Source organism: Falsibacillus albus, from assembly GCF_003668575.1.
GTDB classification, from domain to species: domain Bacteria; phylum Bacillota; class Bacilli; order Bacillales; family DSM-25281; genus Falsibacillus; species Falsibacillus albus.
The window spans coordinates 507189-519056 of sequence record NZ_RCVZ01000001.1; the positions used below are offsets into that span (position 1 = coordinate 507189).

Sequence of the window (11868 nt, forward strand, 5' to 3'; positions counted from 1 at the left end):
CACTGGAGGTGTTGGATATGTCAGAAAATCAGATGAATAATGTTTTAGAAATGAATCAAGGAAACGATGGGCTCGGTAAAGTCGAGATTGCACCTGAAGTCATTGAAGTCATTGCAGGCATTGCTGCATCCGAAGTGGAAGGAGTTGCCCAAATGCGCGGCAACTTTGCTTCTGGCGTCGTAGAACGCTTAGGCAAAAAAAACCACGGAAAAGGCGTTAAGGTGGAGCTCTCGGAAGAAGGCATAAAAGTTGATGTCTTCTGCCTTATGAACTTCGGAGTCTCCATCCCGAACGTAGCCCAAGAAATACAGGATAACATTCGCCAGGCATTAATGAATATGACTGCACTGGAAGCGAATGAAGTCAATATTCATGTAGTCGGAATTCAATTCGAAAACCAAAAACATGAAATCTATGACGAAACAGAAGAATAAGTGAAACAAAATCCCAAAGGCCAATTGGCCTTTGGGATTTTTAGTTTGAAGCTGGAGAATATTGGCGATTAGTCGGCATGGGACACGGGTACCCTAAGACATGAAAAATTGATTGATTGTCGGGTGTTTAATGCTCTTGATATGTCAAGTTTGATTAAAAAGAAAGCAATGGAGCGTGAATGGCTCCTGTTGAGGAAGAGATGGGCTCGTAACGGTAGCAAAAGAGAGCATCTGATGCCCGTCAGAACCGAAACGGAAGCTGAAGGGAACCAGAATCGAGATCTGATGCCCGCCAGGAACGAAACGGAAGCTAAAGGGAATCAGAACCGAAATCTGGTGCCCGTCAGGAACGAAATGAAAGCTGAAGGGAACCAGAACCGAAATCTGATGCCCGCCAGAACCAAAACCGAAGCTAAAGGGAATCAGAATCGAAATCTGATGCCCGCCAGAACCAAAACCGAAGCTAAAGGGAATCAGAACCGAAATCTGGTGCCCGTCAGAACCGAAACGGAAGCTAAAGGGAATCAGAACCGAAATCTGATGCCCGTCAGGAACGAAACGGAAGCTAAAGGGAATCAGAACCGAAATCTGGTGCCCGTCAGGAACGAAACGGAAGCTGAAGGGAACCAGAATCGAGATCTGATGCCCGCCAGGAACGAAACGGAAGCTAAAGGGAATCAGAACCGAAATCTGGTGCCCGTCAGGAACGAAATGAAAGCTGAAGGGAACCAGAACCGAAATCTGATGCCCGCCAGAACCAAAACCGAAGCTAAAGGGAATCAGAATCGAAATCTGATGCCCGCCAGAACCAAAACCGAAGCTAAAGGGAATCAGAACCGAAATCTGGTGCCCGTCAGAACCGAAACGGAAGCTAAAGGGAATCAGAGTCGAAATCTGATGCCCGCCAGAACCAAAACCGAAGCTAAAGGGAATCAGAACCGAAATCTGGTGCCCGTCAGGAACGAAACGGAAGCTGAAGGGAACCAGAATCGAGATCTGGTGCCCGTCAGAACCGAAACGGAAGCTAAAGGGAATCAGAACCGAAATCTGATGCCCGTCAGGAACGAAACGGAAGCTAAAGGGAATCAGAACCGAAATCTGGTGCCCGTCAGGAACGAAACGGAAGCTGAAGGGAACCAGAATCGAGATCTGGTGCCCGTCAGAACCGAAACGGAAGCTAAAGGGAATCAGAACCGAAATCTGATGCCCGTCAGGAACGAAACGGAAGCTAAAGGGAATCAGAACCGAAATCTGGTGCCCGTCAGGAACGAAACGGAAGCTGAAGGGAACCAGAATCGAGATCTGGTGCCCGTCAGAACGGAAACCGAAGCTAACGGGAATCAGAATCGAAATCTGATGCCCGCCAGAACCAAAACCGAAGCTAAAGGGAATCAGAACCGAAATCTGGTGCCCGTCAGGAACGAAACGGAAGCTAAAGGGAATCAGAATCGAGATCTGGTGCCCGTCAGAACCGAAACGGAAGCTAAAGGGAATCAGAACCGAAATCTGGTGCCCGTCAGGAACGAAACGGAAGCTAAAGGGAATCAGGATGGCATTACGCTTTCCATTGCAGATGGCCTCCTTCTTTTATGTTGACGATGAGGAGTTACAGCCGACGTACAGGCGTTGAAAGACCATCCAGGTATTCCCACTTTTCCTCATGCAAATCCTCTAGAAAAAACAGCTGCCTTTATAAAGTGTCCTTACAAATAAAGACTTTTCAAAAAGTGAGAATAGTTCTTTTATTGAAATATCCGTGCGTTGGTTCCTATGTTTATGCTATTATCTTGTTATGAACTCGAGATTATTCTAAAAGGAGTATTGAAATAATGAAAAGACGTACTGCGCGTGAAAAGGCGCTTCAAGCATTGTTCCAAATGGATGCGAATGATATCCAGGCGGACGAAGCCATTTCCAATGTATTGGAAGATAAACCGAATGACGAATACCTTCAGAAATTGGTGGCAGGGACCATTGAACATAAAAGCGAGATTGATCAAACGATCCAAAAACATTTAGAAAAATGGAAACTTGGGCGGCTTGCGAAAGTGGATCGGAATATCCTTAGACTCGGTGTATTTGAAATGTACTATATGGAGGACCTTCCAAAGAATGTTGCCATCAACGAAGCGATTGAAATAGCGAAAACATTCGGTGATGATCAGTCAAGTAAATTCATCAATGGAGTACTCTCCAAAATAAAGGATTCTTTATAAGAGAACGGGGTCCATTCATAAAGAATTACTGCAGCTTAAGCGTCTAACGACATCGAAGCGGTAGCATGATAGAAGCGTTTAGGGCTGTTCCGCTGGTGCCTGGCTTCTCCTATAAAGCTCTATATAGTAGAAGTGCGAGCCGATGGCATTCTACTAAATATGGTTTAGGAGTCGCCCGGCACTTTCTTTATGGACAGATCCTTTCTTTTTCGGGCAAAATTTCTTTATGAAGGGTGTAATAGATGACCGAGAATCGATATTTAACGATAAGAGCATTAACCAAATACATAAAACGAAAATTCGATGCCGATCCCTATTTGAAAGATGTATATGTGAAAGGGGAAATATCGAATTTTAAACAACATTCCAGCGGGCATATGTACTTTACATTGAAGGATGAAAATGCTCGCATATTATCCGTCATGTTTTCCTCCGCAAATCGATCAATGAAGTTTTCCCCTGAAAATGGCATGAATGTCCTGGTCAGAGGGGATGTTTCTGTTTTTGAGTCGAGTGGACAGTATCAGCTATATGTCAAAGAAATGCAGCCCGATGGAATCGGGGAGCTTTTTTTGGCTTACGAACAGCTGAAAGCAAAGCTCGAGAAGGAAGGCCTTTTTGATGCTGCCAGGAAAAGAAAGCTTCCGATGTATCCGAAAGCGATTGGCGTCATAACTTCTCCTACTGGGGCAGCTGTGCGGGATATCATTACCACCATTCAGCGAAGGTATCCGATTGGCAAAGTACTGGTCATCCCTGCACTCGTGCAAGGACAGCAGTCTGCTGCATCCATTGTGGAGGCCATCGAAAAAGCCAATCAAATGGAAGGACTGGACGTATTGATTGTCGGCAGGGGCGGGGGTTCAATCGAAGAGCTCTGGTCATTTAATGAAGAAGCTGTGGCAAGGGCGATCTACCAATCAGCCCTTCCCGTCATCTCTGCTGTCGGACACGAAACAGATTTTACAATCGCTGATTTTGTAGCGGATATGAGAGCTCCCACTCCTACCGGGGCAGCGGAATTGGCTGTCCCGCACATAGAGGAAATCATTGAACGCGTCATGAATCTGCAAATGAGGCTTGCCAGAGTGATGAGGCAGCAAGTGGATGCGCGGAAAAAGGAATTGGACAATCTTCAGCGCAGCTATGCCTTCCGCAATCCTATGAAGCTTTACGAACAAAAGATGGAGGAAGTCGATCGGCTCACAGAAAGACTCATCAGGGAAAAGAACATTCTCTTTGCTTCATTTCAGGACCAATTAAAAAACATGGAATCGAGGCTGCAGCGGAGCCATCCATCCGGCAAACTTGACCAACATAAAGAAAAATACAAGCATTTGAATAGATGGCTGCAAAAGTACATCCAAGATATATATAAAGAGAAAGTCCAAGCATTGAATCAAAGCATTTCCACACTGAAGGCGATGAATCCATTGAATATCATGGAGAGAGGCTACAGCGTTGCCTATAATGAAAAGCAGGAAGTGATCAAATCCACTGCACAGGTCAGTGAAGGAGACCATATCAGGCTGCACCTGAAGGATGGAAGATTGGTTTGCTCGATTGAAAATATAGAGGAGGAAAGTGAACATGAAAGAAACTGAACTTACTTTTGAACAAGCGATGGAACAGTTGGAAACTATCGTGCAAAAACTCGAAGAAGGAGATGTGCCTCTTGAGGAAGCGATCTCCATTTATCAAAAAGGCATGGAGCTTTCAAAGATGTGTCATGATAAATTAAAAAATGTCGAAGATCAATTGACAAAAATTTTGACGGGTGATGAAGAAAAAGATTTCTCTCTTCAAGAGGAGGAATAATTTTGTTCCAGCAATCATTGAAAGAATTCATGTCGGCCCACAGAGATGTGGTCGAGAAAGAAATGAACAAAAAAATCTCGGGATTGGCGGCTCCGGAAATCATGAAAGAGGCAATGACCTATTCGCTGCAGGCGGGTGGAAAAAGGCTAAGGCCCATCCTGCTGCTTGCGACCCTCTCTGCCTATGGGGAGAAGCTCGGAAAGGGGTTAGCGGCAGCCTGCGCATTGGAGATGATCCATACATATTCCCTCATTCATGATGATCTTCCAAGCATGGACAATGATGACCTTCGCAGGGGGAAGCCGACGAATCATAAAGTATTCGGCGAAGCATTTGCCATTCTTGCCGGGGATGCATTGCTTACATATAGTTTTCAGATCCTTGCAGCCGATGAGGAAAATACACCGGAAATAAAAATCCGGCTGGTAGAACTGCTGAGCAAATGTTCGGGTGCAGAAGGGATGGTTGGAGGTCAGGCGGCAGACCTTCAAGGTGAAAATCGGTCATTGACACTCGAGGAATTGGAGTATATCCATTTAAATAAAACGGGTAAACTGCTCATGTTCAGTGTGGTGGCTGGTGCCATCATAGCAGGCGCAAGCAGCAAGGAGCTCCAATTATTTGAAGCGTTTGCGCTGCATCTTGGACTGGCTTTTCAAATACAGGATGACATTTTGGACATAGAAGGAGACGTATCTAAAATCGGCAAACCGATTGGGAGCGATACAACGAATCATAAGAGCACCTACCCTGCATTGCTGACCATGGATGGAGCTAAGGAAAAGCTGAAAGAACACGTGGCAGAAGCAAAGAAAATGCTGGCTCAAACACGATTGGATATCGGATTATTGGAGGAAATCACCGATTTGGTCGCGCAAAGGGATCATTAATGATCGATCCTTCTATAAAGGTTGTTTCTCAAAGATTGTTGCTTCAGTGGATGTGCAGCGTCGGAATAGACGCAATCACAGATTATCGTTTGAGCGTATGAAATAACCTATGGTATAATAAGTATAATGATAGATGGATGGTGCAGTATTCTAGTCGACCTACCATTCTTGAAGGTGGGCCTAAAAATCCACTAAAGGGCACATCGATGAAGTTCCTGGTTTTGGCTTGGGGAGCCCAGCCTTGGGTCAAAGCTGGGAGTAAAGCTTAAGGGCGATCCACAATGGCATGTGGGCGATGACCCTTAAGCTGCGGAGGCTTCGTATCTAGCGCTGGCAATATGCATGTGCAATAGTGCGGAGTATGAACCTGTGATGTGGTCAAAGGGTATCACTAGCAGCGTAGCCTGCCTTGAGTGAAGTTTGAGGGGATTATGGTAACAAAGCACACATCAGTTGGCCATTGATATGTACTTTTTCGCCCATATGAAATCGGCTTTGCAAAAGAGGCTAAGGAATGGTTAAAGGTTGTTGAGGAAATCTCCTAGGCTGTTTCTATCTGAACATATTTAGGGGATTATAGTGCGGACTAAGTGGTAATCCAGTCTAACTGCTGGTGACACAGTTAAGATGCCTTTAAAGGGAAACCGCCGGCTTGGCAACATCCGGTATGCATCTGGGAAAACCTACTGGACCTAAGCCGCAATCTTAACCCTGCATATGACCATCCATTTTTAATCATATTGACACAAGAAATCGGTGATTGATAAATATATGAGAGATATAATGATAAACTCAATAAAATGGAGTATCAGCATTGCCGTTATCACTTTTGTGTTAGCGGCTATTTTTTCAATAGCATCAAACGGCATCCTTCATGGGGTTGCCTGGGGTACTGGATTGATTGTCGTTTTGATCATTGTCTTTATCGGTATTTTCTTTGATATGATCGGGATCGCCGCAACGGCAGCAGATGAAGTCCCTTTTCATGCGATGGCCTCAAAAAAAGTGTATGGAGCGAAGCATTCCATCAACATCGTACGCAATGCCGACCGATTTGCAAGCTTTTGTAATGATGTAATAGGCGATGTTTCGGGTATTATAAGTGGTACAGCCACTACAATTGTCATCATCCAGCTCACGGTGAATCTGAAGCTTGGCCAAAGCTCTTATATCGATTATATGATCAATGTTACATTAACAAGTTTCATCGCCGCGCTGACCGTTGGCGGGAAAGCCTTTGGAAAATCCTTTGCGATTCGCTATTCTCGTGATATTATTTTTCAGGTCGGGAAAGTTTTACAATTTCTTGAGGAAAAATTTCATATCGCTATAATAAAAGATAAAAAGTCGAAAAAGAAATCAACTATTAACAGACGAAAGTGAGTGATCCGTGATGGATCTGTTAGAAATAAAAGACCCTGGGTTTTTAAAGAACATGACCAATAGCCAGCTGGAAGGACTAAGCAAGGAAATTCGCCAGTTCTTGATTGAAAAGCTATCCGTTACCGGCGGCCATATCGGCCCGAACCTTGGGGTGGTGGAGCTTACACTTGCCCTACATAAGTGTTTTGACAGCCCAAAGGACAAGATGATCTGGGACGTGGGACACCAGTCCTATGTCCATAAAATATTGACTGGACGCGCCGGTGAATTTGACACCTTGCGTCAATACAAAGGTCTTTGCGGGTTCCCGAAACGAAATGAGAGTGAGCATGATGTATGGGAGACCGGGCATAGTTCCACATCTCTCTCTGCTGCCATGGGCATGGCAATCGCGAGGGATTTGAAAAAGGAAAAATCATATATTCTACCAATTATCGGCGATGGGGCCCTTACAGGTGGAATGGCGCTCGAAGCACTGAATCATATCGGTGATGAGAAGAAAAATATGATCGTCGTCTTGAATGATAATGAAATGTCGATTGCCCCGAATGTAGGGGCATTGCACAAAGTGCTCGGGAAACTTCGTACAGCAGGTAAGTACCATTGGGCAAAGGATGAGTTGGAGTACTTGCTGAAGAAAATCCCGGCAGTCGGCGGAAAGCTTGCCACTACAGCGGAGCGGATCAAGGATAGCCTAAAATATTTCCTTGTTTCGGGAATGTTCTTTGAAGACCTTGGGTTCACTTACTTGGGACCAGTGGATGGGCATAATTTTGAAGATTTATTTGAGAACATACAATATGCGAAGAAGACAGAAGGTCCCGTCCTCCTTCATGTCCTAACAAAGAAGGGGAAGGGATTTGACCCTGCTGAGTCGGATACAGTCGGCACTTGGCATGGTACAGGGCCTTATAAAATCGATACCGGTGACCTTATTAAGCCCGTCAATGCTCCTCCTGCCTGGAGCAAATTGGTAAGTGAAACGGTCCGCAAGCTGGCGAGGACCGACGAACGCATTGTTGCGATCACACCTGCGATGCCGGTCGGATCAAAGCTGGAAGGATTTGCTCAGGAATTTCCTGATAGGATGTATGATGTCGGGATAGCCGAGCAGCACGCCGCAACGGTTGCGGCTGGATTGGCCACTCAGGATATGAAGCCATTCCTTGCCATTTATTCCACCTTTCTTCAACGTGCCTATGATCAAGTGGTCCATGATATTTGCCGTCAAAATTTGAACGTGTTCATCGGAATCGACCGGGCAGGATTGGTCGGGGCAGATGGAGAGACGCATCAAGGCGTTTTTGATATTGCCTTTTTAAGACATTTGCCGAATATGGTATTAATGATGCCAAAGGATGAAAATGAAGGACAGCATATGGTCAATACCGCTATAAAATATGATGCTGGACCAATCGCGATGCGCTTTCCACGCGGAAATGGCTATGGCGTGCCAATGGATTCGTCTCTCAAAGAGATACCGATCGGTTCATGGGAAGTATTGAGAAAAGGAACGGATGCGGCGATCCTAACGTTTGGAACGACGATCCCTATGGCGATGGAGGCTGCCGATCAATTGGAAAGCAGCGGAATTTCGGTTAAAGTCATCAATGCAAGATTCATCAAACCACTCGATGAGAAAATGCTGACTGAACTATTGTCTCAGGAAATGCCGATATTGACGATTGAGGAAGCCGTCCTTCAAGGGGGATTTGGAAGTGCTGTCCTGGAATTTGCCCATGATCATGGTTATCATCATGCAGCGATTGACAGAATGGGCATACCTGATTGCTTTATTGAACACGGCAGCGTTGGCAAACTCTTGGAAGAGATCGGGCTTACTTCTGAGCAGGTAGCCTTGAAGATACAAACAATGACACCAAAAAAACAAAAAAGGGCTTAAGGATGAAAGTAAAAAAACAACGAATAGATGTACTATTAGTAGATAGAGGGCTTTTTGAAACAAGGGAAAAAGCAAAGCGGGCTGTTATGGCGGGCATCGTCTACAGCAATGAACTGCGGTTGGATAAACCGGGAGAAAAGGTGAATGAAGATATCCCGATAAACATTAAAGGGAGTACAATGCCTTATGTCAGCAGGGGTGGATTAAAACTTGAGAAGGCTTTAAAGGAATTCCAAGTGAATGTTGAAGGGAAAATCATGCTTGACATCGGATCTTCAACAGGAGGATTTACTGACTGCGCACTTCAAAACGGTGCTAAAATGTCATATGCACTTGATGTGGGCTATAACCAGCTTGCCTGGAAATTAAGACAGGATGAACGGGTCGTGGTGATGGAGAGGACCAATTTTAGATATGTGACACCGGCAGACCTGGAAAAAGGGATGCCCGACTTTGCTACCATCGATGTTTCTTTTATATCCTTGAAATTGATCCTTCCTGTCTTGAAAACGTTATTAGTGCAAAATAGCGACATCATCGCTTTGATCAAGCCTCAATTTGAAGCTGGACGCGAACAGGTTGGAAAGAAAGGGATCGTCAGGGATCCCAAAATCCATGAGCAAGTGATTGAAAAGATCATTACATTCGCTCAAAATGAAGGCTACAAAATCAAAAATCTGTCCTATTCGCCTATAACAGGCGGCGATGGGAACATTGAGTTTTTAGCACACTTATATTGGGGCGATTCGACTGAAGGTGTCCTTGAGAACCTTCCAGATAAGTTTGATGAAGTGGTCGAAGAGGCCCATAGGGAATTACAAAGCAAGGATAAATAAAAGATGGATGAGCTTGTGCGTCTTGAATGTGTTCCTTCATTGGGGACCATTCAAGATTGTGCAGGCTTTTTCAGTGGAAAATTGTACTTTTCAAAAAAATAAGCTAACATGTATGTATATCCGAGCATAAATATACAAGTTAGTTGGGGGTCGGCATATACCGATGATGAATAAAGGACAGAGACATATAAAAATACGCGAAATCATTGCACACTATGAAATTGAGACACAGGACGATTTGGTGGATCATCTAAAGAATTTAGGATTTAACGTGACCCAGGCCACTGTCTCAAGGGATATTAAAGAACTTCACCTGGTAAAGGTCCCTTTAATGGATGGGCGCTATAAATACAGCTTGCCGGCAGACCAGAGGTTCAATCCGCTGCAAAAGCTGAAAAGAACTTTGACAGATGCATTCATTACCATCGATTCGGCAGGTCATTTGCTTGTGATGAAGACACTTCCGGGCAATGCCAATGCCATTGGTGCATTATTGGATAATCTGGATTGGGAGGAGATCCTCGGGACCATTTGCGGGGATGATACGTGTTTAATTATTTGTAAAACGGAAAAAGATACAGAAATTATCTCGCAAAGATTATTAGATATGCTGTAAAGTGAGGCGAATTCTTATTGCTACAGGAACTTTCAATTAAAAATTTTGCAATTATCGATGAACTTTCCGTTTCTCTTGAAAAAGGATTGACGGTGCTTACTGGTGAAACGGGAGCTGGAAAATCGATCATCATTGATGCACTCCATTTGCTTGTGGGAGGCAGGGGTTCTTCTGAGTTTGTCCGACATGGCGAGAGAAAAGCTGAAATTGAGGGTTTATTTATCATTGAGGACCCAAATCATCCAATTTATAAGCGGGCTGATGAATTTGGGATGGACATTGAAGATGGGATGGTCGTTTTAAGGCGGGATATCTCCAGTGCGGGAAAAAGTGTTTGCCGGGTGAACGGAAAGCTTGTAACAATTGCAACGCTTCGTGAGATAGGCTCTTCGATCGTTGACATACACGGCCAGCATGAGCATCAGGAATTAATGAATGAGTCCCTTCATATGGCTTTATTGGACCAATATGGAGAAAAGAACATTTATCCTGCATTGCAAAGCTATCAGGAAATCTTTGCAGAGTATGACCACACTTCGAAAAGAATCAAGCAGCTAAGTGAAAATGAACAGCAAATGGCGCATCGTCTCGATCTCATCCAGTTCCAGCTGAATGAAATCCAGAATGCGGATTTAAGATTAAATGAAGATGAAGAGTTATTCGAAGAAAAACGAAAATTAATGAATTTCGAGAAGTTGTTTGAATCGATGCAAGCAAGCTACAATGCTCTGCAAGGCGAGCAGCGGGGCTTGGATTGGATCAGTTTGGTGATGGGGCATATCGAGGCCGCAGCAGAATTGGAATCAGACCTTTCTCCTGTACTTGAAGCGGTTACGAGCAGTTTCTATGCACTCGAAGATGCAACAAGGACCATCCGCAACCATTTGGATATATTGGAATTCAATCCAGAAAGACTGAATGACATCGAAGCCAGATTGAATGAAATCAATCAATTAAAAAGGAAATATGGCAGTACGATTGAAGAAATACTCGAGTACAGTTCCAAAATTGAAGAAGAGATTGATACCATTACAAACCGTGATAATCATGTACAGCAGCTTCAGCAAAAATTAATTTCGTTGGAAAAGGATTTGGCGCTTGAGGCGAATGAACTGAGCGATTTAAGGAGAAAATGGGCCAAAAAACTGCAAAATAGCATCCATAAAGAGTTGAAACAATTGTATATGGACAAAACTGTTTTTGAAGTTAGGTTCAGTGAGGCAACTCCACATGCCAATCGCTTTAAAAAAGAAGGACAGGACTCATTGGAATTTTACATTTCCACCAATCCGGGAGAACCGCTGAAGCCGCTATCCAAAGTGGCATCAGGTGGGGAACTGTCAAGGATGATGCTTGCGATGAAGACGATTTTTTCCAAGCATCAAGGAGTCACATCGATCATTTTTGACGAAGTGGATACCGGCGTAAGCGGCAGGGTGGCACAGGCAATCGCTGAAAAAATTCATCAAGTCGCCGTCCATTCTCAAGTTTTATGTATTTCCCATTTGCCTCAAGTTGCTGCGATGGCGGATACACATCTTTATATTCGAAAAAAAATTACCGGCGGCAGAACAAAGACAACGGTCACTTCATTGGATGATGAATCGAAAATCAAGGAAATCGGCAGGATGATATCTGGAGTGGAGATTACCGATTTAACGAAAAAACATGCCAAAGAATTGTTGGAGCTTGCTCATACAATCAAAATGACTTGAAAAGCTATCCATAATGGGTAGCTTTTTTTCTTTTAATCCCTGTTATAATTGCTTGCA

11 protein-coding genes are annotated in these 11868 nt (G+C 44.2%); all 11 read left to right on the forward strand.

The features are described from left to right. The first annotated feature begins 17 nt into the window (after positions 1 to 17). Positions 18 to 434, forward strand: a complete 417-nt coding sequence (locus D9X91_RS02510; protein WP_121678964.1) for an Asp23/Gls24 family envelope stress response protein — start codon at positions 18 to 20, stop codon at positions 432 to 434. 141 nt (positions 435 to 575) lie between these two features. Beyond that, on the forward strand, positions 576 to 2030 hold the full coding sequence (locus tag D9X91_RS02515) for a hypothetical protein (protein ID WP_148709038.1): 1455 nt from the start codon (positions 576 to 578) through the stop codon (positions 2028 to 2030). Between the two features lie 233 nt (positions 2031 to 2263). Continuing rightward, on the forward strand, positions 2264 to 2650 hold the full coding sequence (gene nusB, locus D9X91_RS02520; protein WP_121678966.1) for a transcription antitermination factor NusB: 387 nt from the start codon (positions 2264 to 2266) through the stop codon (positions 2648 to 2650). Between the two features lie 242 nt (positions 2651 to 2892). Next, positions 2893 to 4254 carry an exodeoxyribonuclease VII large subunit gene (gene xseA, locus D9X91_RS02525; RefSeq protein ID WP_121678967.1) on the forward strand — a complete coding sequence of 454 codons (1362 nt, stop codon included), beginning with the start codon at positions 2893 to 2895 and terminating at the stop codon, positions 4252 to 4254. Next, on the forward strand, positions 4241 to 4468 hold the full coding sequence (gene xseB, locus D9X91_RS02530; RefSeq protein ID WP_121678968.1) for an exodeoxyribonuclease VII small subunit: 228 nt from the start codon (positions 4241 to 4243) through the stop codon (positions 4466 to 4468). Before xseA ends, xseB begins: the two co-directional genes overlap by 14 nt. A gap of 29 nt (positions 4469 to 4497) precedes the next feature. Then, positions 4498 to 5358, forward strand: coding sequence for a polyprenyl synthetase family protein (locus tag D9X91_RS02535; protein WP_121679022.1), 861 nt, complete (start codon positions 4498 to 4500; stop codon positions 5356 to 5358). A gap of 783 nt (positions 5359 to 6141) precedes the next feature. Then, positions 6142 to 6741: a hypothetical protein gene (locus D9X91_RS02540; protein ID WP_233569483.1), complete on the forward strand. Its 600-nt coding sequence runs from the start codon at positions 6142 to 6144 to the stop codon at positions 6739 to 6741. A gap of 10 nt (positions 6742 to 6751) precedes the next feature. Further along, the gene (dxs, locus tag D9X91_RS02545; protein ID WP_121678970.1) at positions 6752 to 8644 is read left to right on the forward strand and encodes a 1-deoxy-D-xylulose-5-phosphate synthase; all 1893 of its coding nucleotides are present in this window, start codon (positions 6752 to 6754) and stop codon (positions 8642 to 8644) included. 2 nt (positions 8645 to 8646) lie between these two features. Further along, the gene (locus D9X91_RS02550) at positions 8647 to 9480 is read left to right on the forward strand and encodes a TlyA family RNA methyltransferase (protein ID WP_121678971.1); all 834 of its coding nucleotides are present in this window, start codon (positions 8647 to 8649) and stop codon (positions 9478 to 9480) included. Positions 9481 to 9646: 166 nt separating this feature from the next. Continuing rightward, positions 9647 to 10096 carry a transcriptional regulator AhrC/ArgR gene (gene ahrC / locus D9X91_RS02555; RefSeq protein WP_121679023.1) on the forward strand — a complete coding sequence of 150 codons (450 nt, stop codon included), beginning with the start codon at positions 9647 to 9649 and terminating at the stop codon, positions 10094 to 10096. Between the two features lie 17 nt (positions 10097 to 10113). Continuing rightward, on the forward strand, positions 10114 to 11811 hold the full coding sequence (gene recN, locus D9X91_RS02560; protein ID WP_121678972.1) for a DNA repair protein RecN: 1698 nt from the start codon (positions 10114 to 10116) through the stop codon (positions 11809 to 11811). Positions 11812 to 11868 lie beyond the last annotated feature (57 nt).